The sequence below is a fragment of the Methylobacterium sp. FW102-HT35C08 genome (genome assembly GCF_058790235.1).
On record NZ_JBYTCL010000002.1, the window covers coordinates 893658 to 914503 of the forward strand.

The following is a 20846-nucleotide window of genomic DNA, read 5'->3' on the forward strand; positions in this document are numbered from 1 at the left end:
CTCCGGCAAGCGCGGCTGTTCTAGGACGCTTACCTCAAGGCTGGATACCCGAAGCGCGAGCGCGCCCGGAGCGGCCCGCGTCGGCAGGCCGCGACGCAAGCCCTCCAGCCGGCGGCGCAATCCTCGGCCGCCTCCTGCGGGGTCGCCACTGCGCTCCCGCAGCGACGGAGCTGCCCACAGTCCAGACAATTCTCCGATCGGTGAACGCAGCCGAGATCTTTGAAGCAACCGGAGAAAGCTATTCTTATCCAACAGCGCCCCGCTCACGCCCCGTCGATTTACGTTGCTCCTTTACCGTCGCCGACAGTTTCGGGGAACGACACGGCATCAACCATAGCTTTTCCTGGAACGACAAGCTCGACCGTGGATTACTGGGTCGCAGATGCTCTTGCTTGTCGAGGAACACATCATGTCGGGTCGGGTCGCGGCTTTATTGGGAATGGCCGGCGCGGTGCTGGCGGGTTGTTTCGGCACGGCGCAGGCGCGCGAGATCGTGCCCTTCCAGAACGGCGTCGAGCCGGGCTCGATCGTGATCAGCGTGTCGCAGCGCAAGCTGTACCTGGTGAACGGCGACGGGACAGCGATCCGCTACCCCGTGGCGGTGGGCCGGCCGGGCAAGCAATGGTTCGGCACCAAGCCCATCGACGGGAAATACGTCGCCCCCGCCTGGTCGCCCCCGGCCGAGGTGAAGCGCGACAACCCGCGCCTGCCGAACCTCATCGCCGGCGGCTCGCCGCACAACCCGATGGGCGCGGCGGCCATGACCCTGGCGGGCGGTGAATACGCCATCCACGGCACCAACCGGCCGGGCTCGGTCGGCACCTACGCGTCCTATGGCTGCATCCGGATGTTCAACCAGGACGTCGTCGACCTCTACGCGCGTGTCGATGTCGGCACGCAGGTCTACATGACGCACTGACCTCCGGCCGCGCTCAGCCGGCCGGCGGGGCGGTGGCCTCGACGGCCGTGAAGGTCTCCAGGATCCGGTAGGTGTGCTCGGCCCCGGCCGGCACGCAGTAGGAATCCCCGGCCGCCAGCGCCACCGTCTCGCCGCCGACGACCAGCTCGGCCCGGCCGCTGATCACGTAGCCCACGGTCTCGTGGGGCGAGGTGGTCATCGGCTTGTCGGCGTTCGGCGCCTCGGCCCGCCACATCCGCATCCCGAGCCGCTCGCCCCGGGCCAGGGTAATCTCGCCGTGCGGCCCCTCGGCCGCGCCCCGCGCCGATACCTTTGTCGCCATCGCCTGATCTCCCTGTCGGTCAGCCAGGGGAACGGCCCTTGGGCCGCGGCGTTCCGGCTTCAGAAGTCGACCGCGAGGCCTTTCACCTCCCAATCATCGTAGCGGACCGGCTCCAGGCCGCCGCGGCCCAGGCGCTCGGGCCGGGCGCTGATCTCGGCGGCGCGCGCGTCGATCGCGGCGCGGCGTTCGGCCGCCTCGGCCAGGGCGCGCTCCGCCGCCGGGCTGAGCTTGCGGGGCTCGGCCCCGGCTGCATCCGGGTCGTGTCTGTTCGGGTCTTGCATCGCGCTCGCTCGGGTGTGAGGGCGTGGATCGGAAAAGCATTCGGCTCGGGAGAAGAAGTGGCATCGCGGGACACAGGCCGCAACACGCGGGACAGGACTTCGGCGCGGGGCACGGGCCCGGATAGGGCCGACGCCAACGCGGCGGGACTCGGCGCGCGGCGCGCGGCGCAGCAGGCGGTCGCCGCCCTGATCGGCCAGGAGCGGCCGCCCGCGCTCGACGAAGCCCTCGCCCAGGCGATCCGGTCCGAGGCGCTGGCGCCCGCGGATGCCGGCCTGGCGCGCGCCATCGCGGTCGCGACCTTCCGGCGCTACGGGATGATCCGCGCGGCGCTCGCCGCCCGGCTGGAACGCGGGCTCCCCGCGGCCAAGCCCCAGCTCACGGCCCTGCTGGCCACCGCGGCCGCCCAGATCCTCGACCTCGCGGTCCCCGACCATGCGGCCGTCGACCTCGCGGTGCGGCTGGCCAAGGCGGACAGCCGCACGGCGCATCTCGTCGGCCTCGTCAACGCGGTGCTGCGCCGGATCGCCCGGGAGCGCGACGCCATCCTGGCCGAGGGCGCCGACGCGCTCGCCGCCAACACGCCGGACTGGCTCGCCCGCCGCTGGAGCGCGGCCTACGGGCCGGAGCGCGCGGGCGCCATCGCGCAGGCCCATCTCGCGGGGGCGGCGATCGATCTCACCCTCCGCGGGGACCCGGCGGACTGGGCGGAGCGGCTCGGCGCCGTGCGGCTCCCCACCGGCTCCCTGCGCCTGCCGGAGAACGGGCCGGCGATCCCCGAACTGCCGGGCTTCCAGGAGGGCACGTGGTGGGTGCAGGACGCCGCCGCGGCGATCCCGGCCCGGCTGCTCGCGCCCGAGCCCGGCGCCCGGATCCTCGACCTCTGCGCCGCGCCCGGCGGCAAGACCATGCAGCTCGCCGCCGCCGGGGCGCGCGTCACCGCGGTCGACCGGTCGGCGCCGCGGCTGGAGCGCCTGCGCGAGAACGTCGCGCGGCTCAGCCTCGCCGTCGAGATCGTAGTCGCCGACGCCCTGGCGCTCGAAGGTCAGGATCACGATGCGGTGCTCCTCGACGCCCCATGCTCGGCGACCGGCACGATCCGGCGCCACCCGGATGTCGCCTGGACCAAGTCGGAGGCCGACATCGCCCGGCTCGCCGCGCTTCAGGCCAAGCTCCTCGACCACGCGGCCGGGCTGGTGCGTCCGGGTGGGCGTCTCGTCTACTGCACCTGCTCCCTGGAGCCCGAGGAGGGCGAGGCGCAGGTCGCCGCCTTCCTGGCCCGCGACGCACGGTTCGTGCGCGTGCCGGTCCAGCCCGAGGAGGTCGGCGGCACCACGGCGCTGATCGATGCCAACGGCGATCTGCGCACCCTTCCGTGTCACCTGTCCGAGGTTCCAGGCGCCCGCGGCGGCCTCGACGGCTTCTTCGCGAGCCGGCTGCAGCGCGCGGGGTAGGGGCTCGGCCGCACCGGTGCCGCCCCACCCCGTCATCCCGGGGCCGCGCAGCGGAGCCCGGGATCCAGACACGCCGACGCGGCCAGGTTTGGCACCGTCGGCGGGTCTGGGTTGCCCGCCTGCGGCGTGCCCCTCCGGGTTCGGGCTCGCCTGCGGCGCCCCGGAACGACGATGCGGGGGCGATATACACTCAGCAGCGCGGCGAAGAGCACGCTCCGCCCTTGACAATTTTCCTATTTTGTGCTCATTAGCCGCCACCTGCCCACGGCGGTCCGGGAGCGATCCCGGGGCGTCCTTTACGGGGCCCGCCCGGTGGCTGACCGGGTGGGTCCGTGGCGCGGGGCGGTGCCCGCGTCGGTGGCTCTCAGCCGCCATCGCCCCGGGCGGCGTGCCGGTACGGGGCGTGTCTCGGTGGCGGGCGTGAGACCGGGCGGCAGTCTGCCCGGCGGGGGCCGAAATGTCCCCGCGCCGACCCGCCACTGGGCCGACCCTACGCACCCTGCGGATCCGCCCACTACGAGGCGGGCACACGGCTGGAAGGCCACGGCATTGATAGCGGGTTCCGGAGGCGCGTGCGCCTCGCCTGAGACCGCTTGGCAGGCCGGCGCAGGACCGGGACGTCGGAGACACCGCGACGAGAAAGACGGCACCGGCCGGGGACCATGCCCGGTCGATGCCGCGGGCGCCGCGGGGATCGGATCCCGCGCGTTGACTGGCCGACACCTGGGTTCCCGCGGCGTCCCGCGTCCCGCGTGTTCGTCTCTTGGGCCATGCCCCCGGCGCCAACCGCGCGCGGGGACGATCGCGCATGGCGGGCGGTAACCTGCCTGCCGGACGCTTTGCCGATTTCCCACCCTGCGCCGTCATTCCGGGGCGCCGCAGGCGAGCCCGGACTCGGAGGGGCACGCCGGAGGCGGGCAATCCAGACACGCGTCGTCGCCGGATCTGCCGCCGCGGCGGCTCTGGATCCCGGGCTCCGCTGCGCGGCCCCGGGAGGACGGCGTGCGGTGGGCGGGCGAGGACATGAAGCGGCAACCGCATGACCCGTCTCGTCGCGCGCAGCGCCCCGGGATGGCCGGACGTGCGCGGAGACGATGGCGCGGGGCCTGTGGACAGGCTCGGGCCAGCGATGCGCGGCACGGCCGTTTCCTCCCCAAAGAATTCGGTCTACACGGCCGCTCCCCCGCAGACGCTTACCTGCCCCGTATGCAGGACTGAGCCCGGAGACGCTTGAACCCATGCCGATTCTCACCTTCCCCGACGGCAACACCCGTGAGATCGCCGCCGGCACAACCGGCCGTGCCGTGGTCGAGGGCATCGCCAAGTCGCTGGCCAAGCGCACCGTCGCCATGGCGCTCGACGGCACGGTCGCCGACCTCGACGATCCGATCGACCGCGATGCCTGCATCGAGTTCCTCGACCGCACCGACCCACGCAGCCTGGAACTCATCCGGCACGATTGCGCCCACGTGCTCGCCGAGGCGGTTCAATCGCTCTGGCCCCAGACCCAGGTCACGATCGGCCCGGTGATCGAGAACGGCTTCTATTACGACTTCTTCCGCGAGACCCCGTTCACGCCCGAGGACTTCCCGAAGATCGAGGCGAAGATGCGCGAAATCATTTCGCGCGACGCGCCCTTCACCAAGGAAGTCTGGAAGCGGGAGGACGTGCGCGCGCTGTTCGCCGGCAAGCAGGAGAAGTTCAAGGTCGAGCTGGTCGACGCGATCCCGCCGGGCGAGGATCTCAAGATCTACCGCCAGGGCGACTGGTTCGATCTGTGCCGCGGCCCGCACATGACCTCGACCGCCAAGGTCGGCACCGCGTTCAAGCTCATGAAGGTCGCGGGGGCTTACTGGCGGGGTGATTCGAACAACCCGATGCTGACCCGCATCTACGGGACGGCCTGGGCGAATCAGGCCGATCTCGACGGCTATCTGCATCGGCTGGAGGAGGCCGAGCGCCGCGACCACCGCCGGCTCGGCCGCGAGATGGACCTGTTCCACTTCCAGGAGGAGGGGCCGGGCGTCGTCTTCTGGCACGCCAAGGGCTGGACGATCTTCCAGGAGCTGATCGCCTACATGCGCCGCCGCCTGCGCGGCGACTACGCCGAGGTCAACGCGCCGCAGATCCTCGACAAGGCCCTGTGGGAGACCTCCGGCCACTGGGGCTGGTACCGGGAGAACATGTTCGCCGCGCAATCGGCCGGCGAGGAGGCCGAGGACAAGCGCTGGTTCGCCCTCAAGCCGATGAACTGCCCGGGCCACGTGCAGATCTTCAAGCACGGCCTGAAATCCTACCGCGACCTGCCGCTGCGCATGGCCGAGTTCGGCATCGTCCACCGCTACGAGCCGTCCGGCGCCATGCACGGGCTGATGCGCGTGCGCGGCTTCACGCAGGACGACGCCCACGTCTTCTGCACCGAGGACCAGCTCGCCGACGAGTGCCTGAAGATCAACGACCTGATCCTCTCGACCTACGCGGATTTCGGTTTCGACCAGATCATCGTGAAGCTCTCGACCCGGCCCGAGAAGCGCGTCGGCTCCGACGCCCTCTGGGATCATGCCGAGGCGGTGATGACCCGGGTCTTGGCGCAGATCGAGGAGCAGTCCGGCGGGCGGATCCGGACCGCGGTCAACCCGGGGGAGGGCGCGTTCTACGGGCCCAAATTCGAGTACGTGCTGCGCGACGCGATCGGCCGCGACTGGCAATGCGGGACCACGCAGGTCGACTTCAACCTGCCCGAGCGATTCGGCGCCTTCTACATCGACGCCGACGGCGCCCGGAAGCCGCCCGTGATGGTCCACCGGGCGATCTGCGGCTCGATGGAGCGCTTCACCGGCATCCTGATCGAGCACTTCGCCGGGCATTTCCCGCTGTGGCTGGCGCCGGTCCAGGTGGTGGTGGCGACGATCACCGGCGAGGCCGACGCTTACGCCCGGGACGTCATCCGCGCCCTGGAGCGCGCCGGCCTGCGGGTCGAGGCGGATCTGCGCAACGAGAAGATCAACTACAAGGTCCGGGAACACTCGCTGGCCAAGGTGCCTGTGCTTCTGGCGCTCGGCAAGCGCGAGGCCGAGGAGCGGACGGTCTCGATCCGGCGGCTCGGCAGCCAGCAGACCCGCACGCTGCCGCTCTCCGACGCCGTGGCGGCCTTCCTGGAGGAGGCGACCGCGCCGGACCTCCGCCGGGCACAAGCCGTGGCCGAGACGGTCCCGACCAGCGACACGGTGCTCGACGGGCATCATGTCGAGCACAACGCCCCCTGAGGGGTCTTCCGGTTCGAGACCTGCCGGGGCGCGGAAAATTCTCCGGATCGGGAGTAGTCACGCTCGAGATTTCGCGATCATCGATTCGCGGGATCTACCTCAGATCGTACAATCCGGCGCTGGCGCAGCCTGCGCGCAAGACCTTGAAGGAGCTGGCGCGCGCGGCCGCCATCGTCATCGCCTGCGCCCCTCTGCACGCGACGCGGGCGAAGGCCCTGGCCGAGCGGGCCGACGCGGCGGTTCTCGGTTCCTTTGCGGGCGCCGCGGCACCGGCCTGACCTGTCGGGTGTGTCATGGAGCACACCCGGCCCGAATGCTTGAGCTTATGTCATCTCCACACCGCGAAGACAGAGATGCAGTGAGTGGAGACGAACGATGAACTGGACAAACCGCGTCGCCCTGGCCGCTACCCTGATGGGCGGCGCCATGGCCCTGACCCTGTACGCGCAGAGCCTGTCGCTACCGGCGCATTTCGCCTGACCGGAGGCCCATGCGCTTCGCTTCCCGATCCGCATCGACACCGAGACACCCCGCAGGCTGGACCCTGCGGGGCGCGGCGCTACGGGTGGTTGAGGACGCAAGGCCGGCGCGATACCGCCACGCGAGCCGCGCCCGAACACGCCCGGAGGTCTACATGATCCGTCTCGCTGCCGTTCTCGCTCTGGCCGTCGTCGCCACCGGCGCCGCCGCGCAGGAGCGGGTCTATACGCGCAACCTCACCTGCGCGGCGCTGAAGGCTCGCGTCGCCCACGATCGGACCGTCATGCTGGCGCGGAGCGAGACGGCCTACGAGACCGTCCACCTGGATTCTGGCGCGTGCCAGCAGGACGAGACCGGCGCGCCGGCCTTCGAGCCGTCCGCGGACGTGCCGAACTGCCTCGCCGGGTGGCGCTGCACGCAGCGCAACAGCGACAGCGGCCAGCGCTGACGCCGAGATCCGACGAGACGGGCGGCGCCGGCTCAGCGCGCCTTCTCGTGCTCCCCGAGGCCGACAGCCTTGTAATCGTAGGTGGGATAGAACTCCGTCCGGTACGCGCCCCAGGCGGTATCCTCAAGGACGCGGTTGATCTCCCGGAGCCGCGTGGCGGGCAACCGCAGCGTGATGATCTGCCCGATCCCCATGACGACGTTCCACGAGACGACCTCGATCCCCGGCGGCGGGAAGGCCTTGTAGAAGCCCTGCTTGGCGAGCTGCTCATTCAGCTCGGCCAGCGGGCGCGACTGGTCGTGACGCAGGAAAACCGTCAGCAGAACGGCGTTGTCGGCGGATGCCGTCGCCGAGCCGACCTGCGGCGCTGCCGTGGTCTGGGCCGTCGCCGCCCGGTCTACGGCACAGAGGAGCACGAGCGCCGCCGCAAGTGGCTTGAGCGCAGGGGGTGAACGTCGCATCCGATCTCCTCAGCCGTGCGCCCGCGCCGGCGCAGCGTCAACGCGGATGCGCGTCGCGCTATCCCGCCGGCCTGCCCGACTTGATGTCGGCGACGCTCTCAGCCCGGCTCGACGTCGTAGGAGAGGCGAAGGCGCAGGCGGATTGCGCCCTGATCGTCGCGCACGGCGATGACGTAATCCTGACGCTCTTGGGGATCCGCCAAGCCCTGCGCCAAGCGCGTCATCATCCGGACCGCCTGCGCCCGCGCCGCAGCGAGGTCCGGAAGGTCGAATCCCTTATGGTCGCGCACGAAGTTGGCGCCGTCGTGAAGATCGATGAAGTAGCGGGGCACGGGCTTCGGCTCGGCAAGCTCTTGTGGCCGCAACGATCAGTCTAGGTTGTTTCTACGTAGTTTCCGGTGAGCAGCAACCGGGCGTCATTGATGTCGCATGAGGAAGCGGAGGGCCTGTCAACCGCCTTGCAGCGTCTCGGCGAAATCGTCCGGGATGGTGCCGAACTGGCCGAGGATCGTCACGCCTTCGAGTTCACACGTCTCATCATCGGCAACGACCTTCAGCGCCGCCGCGCCCGGCAGGTGCGCGGCGAGCGCCTCAGCCTTCTTGAGAGCACCGAACTCGCTCTGGGCAGGCTCCTGGCGGGCGGGCCGCAGGCGGTTCCGGTGCATCTCGAACGGTTGCACCACGAAGCTGGTCTTCAGGGTCATGCCGATCTCGTCCGGGCGGTCGGCGGCTCCGACCAGACGGGAGCGCCGTCGATCACAGGCTGCGGGTGGTAACCCCGAGCGCCAGCAGGACGTAGGCGCCGATGAAGAACCATTGCCGGTGCGCGACCACCGCACGTCCAACCATGGGGATTCGGGTGTAGAGGCTGGCGACGGCGAGGCCGATCAGGACGATCGATACCAGAAAGGTGAGCAGGCGCGGGGCGGAGAGCGTGGGCATGCGGCATGCTCGCGCCGACACGTTTACCGAACCGTTACCGGTCGAGCCCGGGAACGAGTGGCCGGGTCTCGGTGAGCGGCCCCTTCGACCCGGGAAGCAGGCCAACCTCGGCCAGCCACAGGGCCATGATCGCCCCCGCGATCAGCGTGGCCAGTGAGGCCAGACGGCCGGTCCATCGGCGGAGGATGATCATCGCCACGAGGACGGCCACGAGGGCGAGGAGCAGCGCGAGCAGGAGCATGGCTGGGCCATGCCACGACTCGGCCTCTGCGTCACCGCACGAGCGTCAGCCGGACCGCGCGTTCCGGCAAGGGACAAACTTCAGCGTATCCGCGCGGCAGGATCGGTGACTCTAGGTGCTGAAGTCTCCCGGCCCCGCACCGTGAAAAATATCGTGATCCCGACACAGATCCGCATGCGGCTGCACAAGGTCTCGGCATCGATTGCCAAAAATACCCGCCCACCGGTCGCGCCAGGCATGCCAATCATGCGCGAAATGCTGCCCGCAAAACCGTTTTGTAACTTGCATTCATCCATCAAAAGTAGCAAATCGGCCGTGAGGGGCACACTAGGAATCTTGAAGTGACAGAAGAAACCATCGGGCCCGATACCAACTTCATCGAGCTGGCCGGCGATATCGTGGCCGCCTATGTGTCGAACAATCCCGTGCCGGTTGCCGAGCTGCCGGCCCTGATCACGCGCGTGCACGGCGCGATCGCCGGCCTCGTCTCCGGCACGCTGACCGCCGACACCGGCGCGGCCGTGCAGGCCGATGTCGAGAAGCCGAGCGCCGCCCAGATCCGCAAGTCGGTCCGCCCCGACGGGATCGTCAGCTTCATCGACGGCAAGACCTACAAGACGCTCAAGCGTCACCTGACCAGCCACGGCCTCGACCCGCGCAGCTACCGCGATCGCTACGGCCTGCCGGCCGACTACCCGATGGTCGCCCCGAGCTACGCCGAGCAGCGCTCCGCCCTGGCCAAGGCGATCGGCCTCGGACAGCCCGGCGCCATGGCCGAGCGCGAGCGCAAGGGCCGCAAGGCCGCCTGAGGGCCGTCCGTCTCCGGGGCACCCCGTCACAGCACCGACCCGCGCGGCGCTGCGACGGGGTGCCCGGCCGATGATGCGCCGGTGGACCGCATCCGAAATACGCGTCGGCGCATGCCGCGGCGGCGGCCCCACCGATGATCAGGTCTTTGACGCGCCTGCCATCGTTGCCGCGCCGCCACACTTGTCCAAGACATCGCGCGACACGGACAAGCTGCCTTACTCTGCACAAAGCTGCTGCGCACGTCGGAGCCCGAGGACGAAAACCGAGGGATTCCGGACCATGAAGCGAGAGCAGACGATGACGAGCACGGTGGTGCCGTTCCCGGCGCATATCACGCCCGCCGTGGCCGACGAGGATACGGCATCGATCATCGCCGTGCTGCAGGATCAGCTGGCGCTCGCCCGCGAAGGCCGTCTGCGCTCGGTGGCGGTGGTTTCCGTCTCCGCGGAGGGCGAGGCGATCGGCACGCAGTGGTCGTGCAAGAGCTCCGACATCAGCAGTCTCATCGGCAAATTGACGGTCCTGACCCACGATCTCATGGCCGCGCGGAAGTGAACGGCCGGGCCTGACTGAACCTCACGGCCCTCCGGGCACCGCACAGAGGCTACGGCGTTCCCGTGGGCCGGTCCGCTTTCGGGCCGGCAAGGGAAATGCCCGAGATGAGAGGCGTTCTACGCCCCGCTTGCTGGCCGCTGCCACGTGACCAGGCGGCCGAGGAAGCAGCGAGCCGAGCAGCGCAAGGAAACGCGATCGACGGCTGGTGCGGATCGTCGGGGCGCAGGCCGGCATCGTGCTGGACTGTCGCAAGCTCTACACGGTGAATGACGCGGTCTCCGATGGACTGTCCCGGACAGTCCGCCGCGCCCTCGACGCGGCCATCGGCCACCACAAGGCGCAGGCCATCATCGTCGAGAAGGGACAGCGCGTTGCGAGCGAGATCGCCGCGGTGGGCGCGGAGCAATGGTGCGCCGACCAGTGCGACATCCTGAATATCGACGGCGTCCGCAACTTCACCGATTGACCACTACGGCCGCGCACGCCCCTTCGAAAGAACAGCCCTGGCGCACGAATTGGCAAGAGCTCCGCGCCCAGGTCAGATCTCAGCGGCGCATAGACATGTCGTTCCGCAGTGCAGAACAGAATAGCGACTTGTTCACCGCTTGATCGTCTGTCATCTTTCGACAACGGATGAGCTTAAACACATCACGCCGGTCGCACACGTCCGCACAAGAGCCCTGAAGGGCCGCGAGACCGGCGCAGGAGGAAGCGTCATGTCTCGGTCCATCTATCTCGCCATTGCCCTCGTCGTGTGCGGGGCTGCCGTCACGCTCTTCGCCTTCCTGCGTGCGCCCCGGTCGAAGGACTTCGCCGGCTGGGATGTCGCGTTCATGAGCGGGATCGGCGCTGTCGCCCTCGGCTTTCTGACCACCCTTGTCGAAGTGATCACCGGATAGGGAGGCCGCGGTCGCCTGGAGCGGACGGATACGCATCCTGCAGGCCGCCGGGTCTCTCGCCCGGCGGGCGGCGACGTGCGATCTGTATTTGCCCGCTGAATACCCCCAGAATGCGAGAATAGAACTCATAATTCACAGCACGATCGCGATAGCGAAAATCCAACGCATTTTGAAAACCCTGCCTGAACGCGGGTAGCCGATCCTGCCGCCTGGAATTTCAAGAGGCGGCAATGTTCGAACGACGCAGCGCTTCGCGCACGTTGCTGAATGAGACCGGCAGCATCTCGGTGGACGAGCATCGAAGCCTGCCCTGCATCGTCTACGACCGGTCTCTCGGAGGCGTGCGCGTGGCGCTCCCCGAGGCCGAGATCGTTCCGGACAGCTTCGTGCTGAGCCTCGACGCGAGCAACGAGATCCTCGTGTGCAGCGCCGTCTGGCGGAAAGCGGAGGAGATCGGCGCGACCGCCAACGGCGTGTCGTCCCTGCATCCAGGCCGGCCGGCCGCCCGGGAAGCCCTGCAGCCGGCCTGAACGCAGCGGCAGTCCGGCCCTTCGCGAGAATTCGGGCACCTTCGCGCCTCCCGATCGTTCACACGAGGGATATGCCGGGGACGCCTCATGCCGGATCCGAAAGCTCCGAACCCGGGCGAGTTGCCCGAGCCCGATCTGCCGCACGGCCTGCCGATGCCGCCCAATACCGGCGACATGCCGCCGCCGCGACTCCCGCCCGCGCCCGAGGAGCCTCCGGCGCCGCGCGACGAGCCGGCGCCTGAGATCGACGAGGTGCCGGGGCTCTGAGGCGCCCCGTCCACATGGTGAAGCCCCGGTTGTATGCGGGGCGGCAGCGGGACTAAGCTGCGGGGATGCGATGGTCTGCGGGCTTCCTCGCCTGTCTCGGCTGGATCTCTACGGCGCGCGCTGCGGAGCCCCCGCTCAGCATTGAGCGGCTCACAGCGGACGGCTGGGAGATCGCAGGCTATGCCGGGACCCTGGACAATCGCTCCTCCCTGATTCTGTTTCGCAGGAAAGACAGGCCGTATCTCGTCCAGTGCTCGATCCTGTACGACGTGACGCGCAGCCCGCGCGTGGTCACGAATTGCTACGAGCTGCACTGAAAGCCCCTGTGTTCCGGGAGGAACTCGGAGGGTTTCGTGCGTGGGCTCGTGCCTGGGGGCTGAACTTCTCCGCCCGGCAGCCGTTGGCGTCGCACCACGCACGACGGATCGATTGATGAAGCTGACGACTCTTCTGCTCTCCGCGGCCTTGGCCGTCCTCGTGACCGCTCCCACACGGGCACAGGTGACGACCGGCGGCGCCGGCAATACCGGCGTGCAGGCCCCGGCCACGACCGGCGGGGTCCCGGCCGGGTCGGTGGGCTCGGATCGTGCGGGCGAACCGCGCAACGGCGCGGCGGCTGCGCAGGGCAACGCCACCGTACCGGGCACCACGCCGGGGGCGACGATCGGCGGCACCCCGACGAGCGGTCCTCCGGGCACGGGCGGCACGGCCGGCGGGCCGGCTCTGGGGAATCGGTAGGGGCTCGGTCCTCAATCCCAATCGATGTTCAGGGATCGCTCGAAGGCGGCAGCGGACATCTCCTTGCCCTTCGGATCGGCAACCGTGATCTCGCGGAAGCCGCGCCGCGCGAGTTCCCAGGTCTTCTCCATCGCCTGCTCATCGGTTCCGCAGGCGAAGGTCATGACGCGCCCGGACGGATCGATCCCCTTCACGGTGAACACAACACTCTCCTCGCTCTCCGGACCCCATATAGCGCCGCGGCGGCGATCCGGCTCCTGCCGAATCGACCAGCCGGGAGCCTGAGAGCCACCCCCGCGTTGATGGGGCAGGGAGGTTCCGGATGACGACCGCGCACCCGGCAGCGTCACCAGGTTCCGGTGCCGGACAGCAAGGTCCGGGACCGGACGAACCCGCTGCTACCGCTCCGGATGCCGAGCACAAGCCGGTGCCGATCACCGACGAGGATCCGGATGTCGGCCTGTCGCAGAAGGGCAGCGGTGAGGACGCCGTGGTGCGCCGCGAGACCGAGATTTGATCCGACTCGATCGTGCCTGGACGCGGCAGCTTGTGCGGCGCACAAACAAGCCGGCCGCGCCTGCAAGGCGGCCTAGAGGAGACCAATCATGGCGAACATCCCAAGCTACGAGGTCCCACCGCAGCTGCGCGATATGGCCGAGACCAGCCTTGAGCAGGCTCGGAAAGCGTTCGAAAGCTTCATCGGAACCGCACGGCGGACGACCGACACCCTGCAGGGCTCGGCAGATCTCGCCCGCACCAGCACGCAGGACATCTATGCCCGCGGCCTGGACTACGCCGAGCAGAACGTCCGCGCCGCGCTGGATCTCGGGCAGAAGCTCGCGGCCGCGCGCTCGCTCCCCGAAGCGGCACAGATTCAGGCCGAGTACGTGCGCGAGCGGTTCGCCGCCATGCAGGCGCAGGCCAAGGAGCTGGGCGGCCTCGCACAGGGCGCGTTCCAGCAGGGTGCGGAGCGGGCTCGGGCGGCGGTGCAACAGGGGGCCGACGAGGCCCGTAAGGCCGTCGAGCAGGGCCAGGATGCAGCTCAGCAGGCGGCGAACGAGGCGCAGCAGGCCGCGCACTGAGCGCATCGGGACAGGATGGCCGGCGTCGCACCTGGGTGCCGCCGGCCGGATCGAAGCGGGGACGCGGATGATCTACGGGGAGGTGGGCCGCTTGGCGGACGAGAGCCTGCGGCTGGGCTTGCGACAGGCCGAAATTGCTGTCCTGCTCGTGACGGCGGCCCAATATGCGTGGTGGGATCTGTACCTGGACCTCTACCGGGCGGCCGGGACCGGGTTGAAAGCCGAGTTGGATCAGCAGGCGCGGACGCGGCGGCTGATCCGACGGGGCGTGTCACCAGCGGCGGCCGCACAGGACTTGCACATCGTCTGACCGCCGGTGGTACGAAGTCCCGCGCGCCACGCGGACGATGCCGACCGCTTCGATGCGGGACCGTCAGAACGGTCCCGCAGGGGCCGTCAGCGCAAAGCCTCAGCGGAGGCCTGAATCATCGGCCGGTCAACCATCGACACGGTCCGGCTGCCGCCATTCACCGGCACCGCCACGGGCTGCGGTGTGGTCTTCAGGTCGCCGGCCGGATGCGCCTGCTGCGTGGCCCGGGCCTGCTCCCGATAGAGCGGCGGCGTCAGGTGCAGGAGCTCTTCGGCCCTGGCAGGAACTGTGAGGACGGCGGCCGAGGTGAGCGCGGCCGACGCGAGGATGAGGATCGTGCGCATGGTGCGTCTCCGTTTCGATCGCGGCTCCCATCACAGGCTGCGATGGGAGACCGCATGAGAGCACGGATTTGTGCGGCGCGTCATGATAATGACGCAATGCAACATAGCGCCAAATCGGCAGGGTAATGCAGTGTTCGAGATCGATGCACAGGTGCTTCCTCAACGGCAACACTGATCGCGTCATGCATTCAGCGCAAATGAAATAAACTTCCGCTCATGAACTCTCAAAGTAAAATTGAGGCGTGGGCACATTAAATTTTCGAACACGGCCCAGGTGGAGCCTTTGCCGTCCAAAACTCGGCCGTCGGCATCTCGCGCGGCGCCCGACACGAATCGGCAACACCGTCGCCAGATCCGCGTCACACGGGCGCGTTAGAGCCCCTCAACCGACGAAACCTCCGGAGCGAGAGCATGACGCCCGCCGATCTCGACAAGCGCGCCGAGCTGACCGTCTGGCCGAAGCGCGCACCTGGCCATTCAGCCGAGGGGCGCCCGTTCGCCACCTTGCGCGAGGCCCTGGCCGCCGCAGCCCAGGCCATCGAGTCCGAGGACGCGCAGCCCTGGATCATCACGGAGGCGGGCGACATCCTCTCGCCTCGCTGGATCCGCGCGAACACGCTCTCGCGCGCGCTGCAATAAAGCATACTGAGGAATCGTGGAGGCCGGCGTCCCACTCAGCAGCCGATGCAGATGTCGTGGACCACGTGCTCGCGCCGCGGCCCTGTGCGTTGGTTGGGAAGTTGGCCGTCGATGGACGGGAAGCCGCTGCCGAGAGCCCGGAGCCGCCGCCGGCCGCCGGTGAAGTCGGCCTGGGCCGCGACCGGCGGTGGCGCCCCAAGCGCGGGGGGCGGGGCAGGCGCAGGGGTGCCGCTGGCCATGCCGGGATCCGGCAACGTCAGCGCCATACCCGGGGCGGGGGGAGTCTGCGCGAACTCGCCGGCCCGGGCTGCCGCGGGCGCGAGGACGAAGGCCGCGAGGAGGAGCCGGCTCAGCGGACGCATCACGCACTCTCCTGGCTCAGACGCTGGAGCGAGGCCGGCGCACCCGTGCCGGCCCCTGCGATGGAGAGGCCTCAGTAGGCCCGGCCGTAGAAGGGCTGCGACACCGGACGGTAGCGGTCGCTCACCGGCCACGTGTAGGGTTGATCCTTGCCGGTGCGCAGGGCGGACCGGAACTTCGGCTCAGCGAAACCGATCCCGTGAAGACCCGACGCATGCCCTGCGCCGTGGGCCTTGGGACCAGCCTCGCGCGCCAGGGCCGCACTTGAGACACCCAGAACGAGAGCGGCCGCGAGAGACACGCGGCCCAGAATGACGTTCATCTCTGCCTCCTGTCCGACCGAGGTGCCGGAGCAGAATGAACCGCGACGGCAGAGCCGCGGTTCCGCGCAGCGCCGCCAATCAGAACGCGCCGGCCCCGCCGAGGCAGGCTTCCGCCAGGGGACCGCTGCAGATGTCGCTGGTCCGGCCCGGGGCGGCGGCCGCGCCGCCGCCGATGCCCGCGCCGCCCGCCCGGGCCGCAGCGGTCGGCGGGACGAGATCCCGGGCTGCCGTCACGCCCGATCCCGCGGCGATCCCGGCGCCGCCCGAACCGCCCCCGCCAGTCGCCGTCGCGGCGGGCGACGCTGCCGCACCAGTGCTGAGGCTCGTGGCGAGGCCCGTCCCGCCGCCGACGCCGGAGGTTCCGAAGGTCGGGCCTGTGGTGGAACCGAGGGCGGCGCCGGTGGCCGTGCTGCTCGCGGTCGCTCCGGAACCGGGCGCCGACGCGGAGGTCGCGGTCGTGCTGAGGCTCGCGGCGATCCCAGACCCGTTCCCGAATCCGGATGTCCCGAACGACGAGGCCACCGTCGAGGCCGCGTTGGCGTTGGTGTTCAGGCTCGTGGCGATGGCTGATCCGCCACCCAGACCGATCGTGCCGGAGGTGGACGACAGGGCGCTGCCCGAGATCGAGCCCAAGGCTGCGCTCGATGAAGTACTGAACCCGCTCCGCGTCCCGGTGGCGCCGATCGTGGCGCTGGTCCCGAGCACGCCGAGCGTCGATCCGGCGATGCCGGCCCCTCCGGTGCTTCCGGATCCCGAGAGGCCGAGTTGGCTGCCGCCCAGGCCCGTGCCGCCGGGCGCTCGGATGCTGCCGCCGGCCCCGCCGCCGCCGAAGCTGAGCTGGCCGGCATTCACCAAGCCCCCGGACTGCGCCGACAGGACCGGGAAAGGACTCGTGGTGGTGCCGCCGCCGAGGCTGAGCTGCCCGGGATTGGCGATCGCCGTGGTCGGCTCCAGCGCGGCCGAATTGGGCACGGTCGCGGTGGCCGACAGGCTCTGGGCCTCCGCGGGAAGAGCGGATGGCAGCAGCAGGACGGTGGCGAGGATGGCCCGCATGACGATCTCCGCAGGAGGCATTGGGAGGCCAACGGCACCGATTCCAAGGGGGTTCCGGCGGCGCGCCGACGCGGGCCGGCTCCGTGGAGGCGCGCCCGCGATGTCCGGGACGGACGCGAACGGCCTTCATGCTGCCGGAAAGGCGGTGTCGTCTCCCAAGCGGATCCGCCCGAACCTGCGATCGTGCCGTTGCCCGAATCCTTCGCCCCAGGCTTGCGCCGCGCCGGCTGGCTCGCCGGCCTGCCGGCGCTCGCGCTGATCTGGGTAAGCGCGACGCTCTACGCCGCCCCGCAGATCGCCGACCGGCTCGAGGCCGAAGGTGCGACGGTCGCGGCCGGCACGGCCACCGCCACGGGCGAGCCCTGGCTCCGCCTGGAGACGAGGGGCCGCGATCTCCTGGCGGCCGGGGAGGCGCCGGATGTCGGCGAGCGCGAGACCGTGCTGTCCCGCCTCGCCGCTCTCGACGGGCCTCACCGGATCGTCTCCGAGGTCGGGATCGTCGAGACTGCCGCGCCGTTCCAGTGGGCGGCGATCCGCAGCGGGCCGAACCGGATCGCCCTGGAAGGCAGCCGCCCGGTGGAGATCGGCCGGCTGTCGCTGGAGGCGCGGATCTCCGGCGTGCTGAACCCCGGCACCACCCTCGACGACACGGCCCGGGCGGCCCGCGGCGCCCCGCCGGATTTCCCGAGCGCGGCGGCGTTCCTGGCGGCGCGGCTCTCCGGGCTCGCGAAGGGCGGCCGGGCGGCGCTCAGCGACACCGTGCTCAGCCTCTCGGGGGAGGCCCTGGACATGCCGGCCTACGAGGCGCTGCGGGCGTCCCTGTCCGACCCGCCGGCGGGATTCAGCATCGGGCGGATCGAGATCGTGCCGCCGGTGGTGCCGGATTACCGCTTCGTCGTGGAGAAGACGGCCCGCGGCATCGCGCTCGACGGGTTCGCGCCGACCGCGTCGGACCGCGAGGCTGCGCTGCGTGCCGCCACCGAGGCCGCGGCGGGCGGAACCGTCGACGATCACCTGCTGGCCGCCCGGGGCCTCGACCCGACGATCGACCCGAAAGGCCTGATCGCCTTCGCATTCCGCCTCGCCGACCTGATCCAGTCCGGCCGCGTCGCCTTCGCGGACGGGGCGATCTCGGTCACGGGCGATGCCATCGACGGGCAGGCGATCCCCGACGCGGAGGCGCTGATGCGCGACGCCCGCCCGGCCGGCATCAGGGCCGGCACGGTCTCGCTGACGGCGCGGCCGCTCTCGCCTTACCGGGTGGTGATCCGGCGGACGGCGGATTCGGTCACGCTCACCGGCCACCTGCCCGATACGGCCACGCGCGAGCGGGTGCTCGATGCCCTGCGGCCGCGCCTGTTCCGGGAGCCGGTCGTTGACCGTACGCGCCTCGCCGAGGGCGCCCCGCCCGACCTCGGCGCGGCTTTGGCCGCCGCCGCCCCCCTGGTGACGAGCCTGGCCTCCGGCGAGATCGCCGTCTCGGACCGCGCTCTGACGCTCACCGGCGAGAGCCTCTACCGCGAGACCGCCAGCCGCGTGCCCGGGCGGCTGGCCGAGGCGCTGCCACCCGGCTGGACCGGGCAGGCGGCGGTGTCCGCCCGCCAGGCGCCGGAGCGGCGCGATCCCGAGACCTGCCGCGCGGACTTCGCTGCCGCCGTGGCGGGGGCCGATCTCCGCTTCCCGGCGGGCAGCCCCGTGCTGGCCCCGTCCTTCTATCCGACGCTCGATGCGCTGGCGACCGTCGCCAAGGCGTGCCCGGCGTTGCGCATCACGGTCTCAGGCACCGGCGACCCGGCCAAGCCCAAAGCGCCGGCCCCGGCCCCCGGGGACGAGGCGCGTCCGGACGCCGTCGAGCCGGCCCGCGTCGCCAGTTCCGCCAAGCCGGACCTGACCGCCAAGCCGGATTCGGCCGCCAAGCCGACGTCCCAGGATACGGCCAAGGACAAGACCAGGGATGCGGCCAAGGATTCCGGCAAGGATACCGGCAAGACCGTCAAGGGTCCGGCCGGGAAAGAGGCGGCCAAGCCCGGTAAGCCGGCTGCGAAGAAGCCCGCCGAGACCGCCGACGAGCCGCCGCCGGATCTGCCGCGGCTGCGGGCGCAGTCCGTGATCGAGTATCTGCTGCAGGCCGGGGCACGGCCCGAGCAGGTGAGCGTCGGGCCGGACGGGCCGGCCGGGCCCGTCGTCTTCGCGCTGCTGCCGTGAGCGCCGTCCGATCCGCCGCACGCGCGCCCGCCGGGACGCGCCCATCTGCGCGAGGGGTCCGCGCGCCCAGGGAGGCCGGACGGCCGTGACGCTGTTGCTTGCCGCATTCTGGCCCGGGCTCGCCGGGGCGGCCGCGCTCGGCCTCGTGGTCGGGGCGCTGGCGGGCTGGCCGGACTGGTACGCCGTGCCCCTCGGGCTCTGGGTCCTGGCGGGGCTCGTGGCGGCTGCGGCGCTGGCCGGGTTCGTGCCCGGCCTGGCCGGCCTCTGGCTGGAGGGCGCCGCCCTGATCCTGCCGCCGTATCTCGCCGGCTGCGCCCTCGGGGCCTTGGCGCGGCGCCTCGCCGCCAGGGGCTGATCGCCGCCGCACCGGCTGCGTCGCGCCGGGAACCGTCGCGCCCCCCGTGGGCGTTGCTTCGGCATGACGGGCGCATGACGCCCACCCCGAACCAGACGAGACCTGCCATGTCCCGATCCGATCGGAGTCTGAACCCGACGAAGCGCCGCTACGCCGTTCGCCTGCCGCGTCCCCGCGCCGGCGCCGCCGCCACCGGCCTGTTCCTCGCCGCCCTGGCGCTCTCCGCCGCGACGGTGCCGCTGGTCGAACCCGCGGACGCGACCACCTCGCACGGCACCACGCAGGCGGCCCTCTCCGCACCGGCCGCCCGCTGAGGCGGCGGATTCTCCGGACAGAAGCCGACGCATCCCCGATCGCCCCCGCTCCGGCGTTCCGGGGCGCCACAGGCGAGCCCGGACCCGGAGGGGCACGCCGAAGGCGGGCAACCCAGAGCCGCCGTCGGATACCAGGCTTGGCACCTCGGCGGGTCTGGATCCCGGGCGCCGCTGCGCGGCCCGGGATGACGCGGCGGACGCGATGTCGGCCGGGTCCCCGCACGGACGCGGGTTGAGCAACCCTTCCAGTGCGGCGACGAAAGCAACCCGCACCCGCCTCCGGGGGTTGTCCGCCCGGGCCGGTGATGAGGCCCGGGGGAGACGCAGATGGGACTGCTCGAATCGGCGATTGGCGGCGTGCTCGGTCAGGTCTTCGGCGGGCAGAGGCAGGGCTCCGCCGGGATGTCGCCCCTGGTGAAGGCCCTGCTGATGCTGCTCCTCGCGAAGGGCGCGAGCGGCGGCTTCGGCGACATCTTCGGCCGCGGCCGGCAGGGCGAGCCCGGCCCCGAGGCCGATCGCTCCGGCGGCGCCGGACCCTACGGGCGCGATCCCGGCCACGACCCCGCCGATGCCGGCGGGCGCCGCTCCCCGGAGGAGGGCGGCGATATCGGCGGCTGGGACCAGTATGGCGGCCGCCGGGACAGCGGCCCGGGCGGGACCGTGGACCCGTCCCTGCCGCCCGGCGACTTCTCGGACCTCTCGGGCATGCTCGACGGCCCCGGCGACGCTCCGGCCCCGAGCCGCGCCGCCCCGGAGGGGCAGGGGGATCTCGGCGGCCTCGACGGGCTGGTGGACCGGTTCCGCCAGGGCGGCCTCGGCGACGTGATCGAGTCCTGGATCGGCCATGGCGCCAACCGCCCGGTGGCCCCGGACCAGCTCGCCCGGGCGCTCGGCCCCGACACGGTGGACACCCTCCAGCAGCAGACCGGGATGGACCGCGAGACGCTGCTGTCACAGCTGGCTCAGGCGCTGCCGGAGGTGGTGCACACGCTCACGCCCCAAGGGCGGGTGCCTGGGGCAGATGAGCGGCGGGGGTGGTAAAGGACAGGCGAGTACTGTTCTTATCTTGGGAGAAGACTCAGCTCATCTTGCAATCTCAACAACACCACACTTCGTGTGAAAGAGACCTCAGGGATAACAGGGCGTTCTGAAGCTTACCTTCAGGGCGCTTCACAGCATCTCAGCATGAGGGTGCGCGTGGGATATCGTGGTCCCCTGCGCTCCCCGACTTTTTCCGGAATTTTCGCTTG

At 70.8% G+C, this 20846-nt stretch carries 33 protein-coding genes; 21 read left to right on the plus strand and 12 right to left on the minus strand.

Translation table 11 applies throughout. The features are described 5' to 3' along the window. The first annotated feature begins 409 nt into the window (after positions 1–409). On the plus strand, positions 410–919 hold the full coding sequence (locus AC3WSN_RS04390) for a L,D-transpeptidase (protein WP_492536521.1): 510 nt from the start codon (positions 410–412) through the stop codon (positions 917–919). A gap of 13 nt (positions 920–932) precedes the next feature. On the opposite strand, the gene AC3WSN_RS04395 is transcribed toward AC3WSN_RS04390, so the two are convergent. Continuing rightward, positions 933–1241 (minus strand): cupin domain-containing protein, encoded by a 309-nt coding sequence (locus AC3WSN_RS04395; protein ID WP_492536522.1) that lies wholly within the window; start codon positions 1239–1241, stop codon positions 933–935. Between the two features lie 59 nt (positions 1242–1300). Beyond that, on the minus strand, positions 1301–1522 hold the full coding sequence (locus AC3WSN_RS04400) for a DUF1674 domain-containing protein (RefSeq protein ID WP_238198866.1): 222 nt from the start codon (positions 1520–1522) through the stop codon (positions 1301–1303). 57 nt (positions 1523–1579) lie between these two features. Between AC3WSN_RS04400 and AC3WSN_RS04405 the strand changes: the two genes are divergently transcribed. From AC3WSN_RS04405 to AC3WSN_RS04420, 4 genes are all read left to right on the plus strand, one after another. After that, positions 1580–2974 carry an RsmB/NOP family class I SAM-dependent RNA methyltransferase gene (locus tag AC3WSN_RS04405; RefSeq protein WP_492536523.1) on the plus strand — a complete coding sequence of 465 codons (1395 nt, stop codon included), beginning with the start codon at positions 1580–1582 and terminating at the stop codon, positions 2972–2974. A 1238-nt stretch (positions 2975–4212) separates the two neighbouring features. Then, positions 4213–6240: a threonine--tRNA ligase gene (gene thrS / locus AC3WSN_RS04410; protein WP_492536524.1), complete on the plus strand. Its 2028-nt coding sequence runs from the start codon at positions 4213–4215 to the stop codon at positions 6238–6240. A gap of 143 nt (positions 6241–6383) precedes the next feature. Continuing rightward, positions 6384–6518: a hypothetical protein gene (locus AC3WSN_RS04415; protein ID WP_492536525.1), complete on the plus strand. Its 135-nt coding sequence runs from the start codon at positions 6384–6386 to the stop codon at positions 6516–6518. Between the two features lie 356 nt (positions 6519–6874). Continuing rightward, a complete protein-coding gene (locus AC3WSN_RS04420; RefSeq protein ID WP_192710357.1) occupies positions 6875–7168 on the plus strand; it encodes a hypothetical protein in 294 nt (97 codons plus the stop codon). A gap of 32 nt (positions 7169–7200) precedes the next feature. Here the strand turns inward: AC3WSN_RS04420 and AC3WSN_RS04425 are convergent, their stop codons facing one another. The 5 genes from AC3WSN_RS04425 to AC3WSN_RS04445 all read right to left on the minus strand — a co-directional run bounded on the left by AC3WSN_RS04425 (position 7201) and on the right by AC3WSN_RS04445 (position 8812). Next, positions 7201–7629 (minus strand): hypothetical protein, encoded by a 429-nt coding sequence (locus AC3WSN_RS04425; RefSeq protein WP_492536526.1) that lies wholly within the window; start codon positions 7627–7629, stop codon positions 7201–7203. A gap of 98 nt (positions 7630–7727) precedes the next feature. Next, the gene (locus AC3WSN_RS04430; protein ID WP_492536527.1) at positions 7728–7961 is read right to left on the minus strand and encodes a DUF6894 family protein; all 234 of its coding nucleotides are present in this window, start codon (positions 7959–7961) and stop codon (positions 7728–7730) included. A gap of 117 nt (positions 7962–8078) precedes the next feature. Then, positions 8079–8333: a hypothetical protein gene (locus AC3WSN_RS04435; protein ID WP_492536528.1), complete on the minus strand. Its 255-nt coding sequence runs from the start codon at positions 8331–8333 to the stop codon at positions 8079–8081. 52 nt (positions 8334–8385) lie between these two features. Further along, positions 8386–8571 (minus strand): hypothetical protein, encoded by a 186-nt coding sequence (locus tag AC3WSN_RS04440; protein WP_492536529.1) that lies wholly within the window; start codon positions 8569–8571, stop codon positions 8386–8388. Positions 8572–8605: 34 nt separating this feature from the next. Next, entirely contained in the window at positions 8606–8812 is a 207-nt protein-coding gene (locus tag AC3WSN_RS04445) for a hypothetical protein (protein WP_192710353.1), read from the minus strand. 341 nt (positions 8813–9153) lie between these two features. Between AC3WSN_RS04445 and AC3WSN_RS04450 the strand changes: the two genes are divergently transcribed. The 8 genes from AC3WSN_RS04450 to AC3WSN_RS04485 all read left to right on the plus strand — a co-directional run bounded on the left by AC3WSN_RS04450 (position 9154) and on the right by AC3WSN_RS04485 (position 12611). Beyond that, complete coding sequence (locus AC3WSN_RS04450) at positions 9154–9621, plus strand: Ros/MucR family transcriptional regulator (protein WP_492536530.1); 468 nt, start codon at positions 9154–9156, stop codon at positions 9619–9621. A gap of 280 nt (positions 9622–9901) precedes the next feature. Continuing rightward, positions 9902–10177, plus strand: a complete 276-nt coding sequence (locus AC3WSN_RS04455; protein WP_192710366.1) for a hypothetical protein — start codon at positions 9902–9904, stop codon at positions 10175–10177. 205 nt (positions 10178–10382) lie between these two features. After that, on the plus strand, positions 10383–10643 hold the full coding sequence (locus AC3WSN_RS04460; protein WP_492536531.1) for a hypothetical protein: 261 nt from the start codon (positions 10383–10385) through the stop codon (positions 10641–10643). Positions 10644–10893: 250 nt separating this feature from the next. After that, positions 10894–11076 (plus strand): hypothetical protein, encoded by a 183-nt coding sequence (locus AC3WSN_RS04465; RefSeq protein ID WP_192710351.1) that lies wholly within the window; start codon positions 10894–10896, stop codon positions 11074–11076. A 230-nt stretch (positions 11077–11306) separates the two neighbouring features. Continuing rightward, a complete protein-coding gene (locus AC3WSN_RS04470) occupies positions 11307–11606 on the plus strand; it encodes a PilZ domain-containing protein (RefSeq protein WP_373622389.1) in 300 nt (99 codons plus the stop codon). An 87-nt stretch (positions 11607–11693) separates the two neighbouring features. After that, positions 11694–11873, plus strand: coding sequence for a hypothetical protein (locus AC3WSN_RS04475; protein WP_192710350.1), 180 nt, complete (start codon positions 11694–11696; stop codon positions 11871–11873). A gap of 65 nt (positions 11874–11938) precedes the next feature. After that, positions 11939–12190 carry a hypothetical protein gene (locus AC3WSN_RS04480; RefSeq protein WP_492536532.1) on the plus strand — a complete coding sequence of 84 codons (252 nt, stop codon included), beginning with the start codon at positions 11939–11941 and terminating at the stop codon, positions 12188–12190. Between the two features lie 115 nt (positions 12191–12305). Next, positions 12306–12611, plus strand: coding sequence for a hypothetical protein (locus AC3WSN_RS04485; protein ID WP_492536533.1), 306 nt, complete (start codon positions 12306–12308; stop codon positions 12609–12611). 11 nt (positions 12612–12622) lie between these two features. Here the strand turns inward: AC3WSN_RS04485 and AC3WSN_RS04490 are convergent, their stop codons facing one another. Next, positions 12623–12814 carry a hypothetical protein gene (locus AC3WSN_RS04490; RefSeq protein ID WP_010685423.1) on the minus strand — a complete coding sequence of 64 codons (192 nt, stop codon included), beginning with the start codon at positions 12812–12814 and terminating at the stop codon, positions 12623–12625. A 119-nt stretch (positions 12815–12933) separates the two neighbouring features. On the opposite strand from AC3WSN_RS04490, the gene AC3WSN_RS04495 reads away from it, so the two are divergent. From AC3WSN_RS04495 to AC3WSN_RS04505, 3 genes are all read left to right on the plus strand, one after another. After that, on the plus strand, positions 12934–13128 hold the full coding sequence (locus AC3WSN_RS04495) for a hypothetical protein (protein WP_492536534.1): 195 nt from the start codon (positions 12934–12936) through the stop codon (positions 13126–13128). An 88-nt stretch (positions 13129–13216) separates the two neighbouring features. Further along, positions 13217–13693, plus strand: a complete 477-nt coding sequence (locus AC3WSN_RS04500) for a phasin (protein WP_492536535.1) — start codon at positions 13217–13219, stop codon at positions 13691–13693. Between the two features lie 67 nt (positions 13694–13760). Continuing rightward, positions 13761–14003, plus strand: a complete 243-nt coding sequence (locus AC3WSN_RS04505; protein ID WP_192710346.1) for a hypothetical protein — start codon at positions 13761–13763, stop codon at positions 14001–14003. A gap of 86 nt (positions 14004–14089) precedes the next feature. Here AC3WSN_RS04505 and AC3WSN_RS04510 read toward each other — a convergent pair whose 3' ends face one another. Continuing rightward, complete coding sequence (locus AC3WSN_RS04510) at positions 14090–14347, minus strand: hypothetical protein (RefSeq protein WP_492536536.1); 258 nt, start codon at positions 14345–14347, stop codon at positions 14090–14092. 411 nt (positions 14348–14758) lie between these two features. Here AC3WSN_RS04510 and AC3WSN_RS04515 point away from each other — a divergent pair, with 411 nt between their 5' ends. Further along, positions 14759–14986, plus strand: a complete 228-nt coding sequence (locus tag AC3WSN_RS04515) for a hypothetical protein (protein WP_492536537.1) — start codon at positions 14759–14761, stop codon at positions 14984–14986. 35 nt (positions 14987–15021) lie between these two features. Here AC3WSN_RS04515 and AC3WSN_RS04520 read toward each other — a convergent pair whose 3' ends face one another. The 3 genes from AC3WSN_RS04520 to AC3WSN_RS04530 form a co-directional block, all read right to left on the minus strand. Continuing rightward, the gene (locus AC3WSN_RS04520; protein WP_492536538.1) at positions 15022–15348 is read right to left on the minus strand and encodes a hypothetical protein; all 327 of its coding nucleotides are present in this window, start codon (positions 15346–15348) and stop codon (positions 15022–15024) included. A 71-nt stretch (positions 15349–15419) separates the two neighbouring features. Next, the gene (locus tag AC3WSN_RS04525) at positions 15420–15668 is read right to left on the minus strand and encodes a hypothetical protein (RefSeq protein ID WP_492536539.1); all 249 of its coding nucleotides are present in this window, start codon (positions 15666–15668) and stop codon (positions 15420–15422) included. Positions 15669–15747: 79 nt separating this feature from the next. Next, positions 15748–16722, minus strand: coding sequence for a hypothetical protein (locus AC3WSN_RS04530; RefSeq protein ID WP_492536540.1), 975 nt, complete (start codon positions 16720–16722; stop codon positions 15748–15750). 183 nt (positions 16723–16905) lie between these two features. Here AC3WSN_RS04530 and AC3WSN_RS04535 point away from each other — a divergent pair, with 183 nt between their 5' ends. The 4 genes from AC3WSN_RS04535 to AC3WSN_RS04550 all read left to right on the plus strand — a co-directional run bounded on the left by AC3WSN_RS04535 (position 16906) and on the right by AC3WSN_RS04550 (position 20637). Next, positions 16906–18927 carry a hypothetical protein gene (locus AC3WSN_RS04535; protein ID WP_492536541.1) on the plus strand — a complete coding sequence of 674 codons (2022 nt, stop codon included), beginning with the start codon at positions 16906–16908 and terminating at the stop codon, positions 18925–18927. Positions 18928–19012: 85 nt separating this feature from the next. Then, positions 19013–19282: a hypothetical protein gene (locus tag AC3WSN_RS04540; RefSeq protein WP_492536542.1), complete on the plus strand. Its 270-nt coding sequence runs from the start codon at positions 19013–19015 to the stop codon at positions 19280–19282. A gap of 107 nt (positions 19283–19389) precedes the next feature. Next, positions 19390–19596 (plus strand): hypothetical protein, encoded by a 207-nt coding sequence (locus AC3WSN_RS04545; RefSeq protein WP_192710338.1) that lies wholly within the window; start codon positions 19390–19392, stop codon positions 19594–19596. A gap of 327 nt (positions 19597–19923) precedes the next feature. Then, positions 19924–20637 (plus strand): YidB family protein, encoded by a 714-nt coding sequence (locus AC3WSN_RS04550; RefSeq protein WP_492536543.1) that lies wholly within the window; start codon positions 19924–19926, stop codon positions 20635–20637. The last annotated feature ends 209 nt before the right edge of the window (positions 20638–20846 follow it).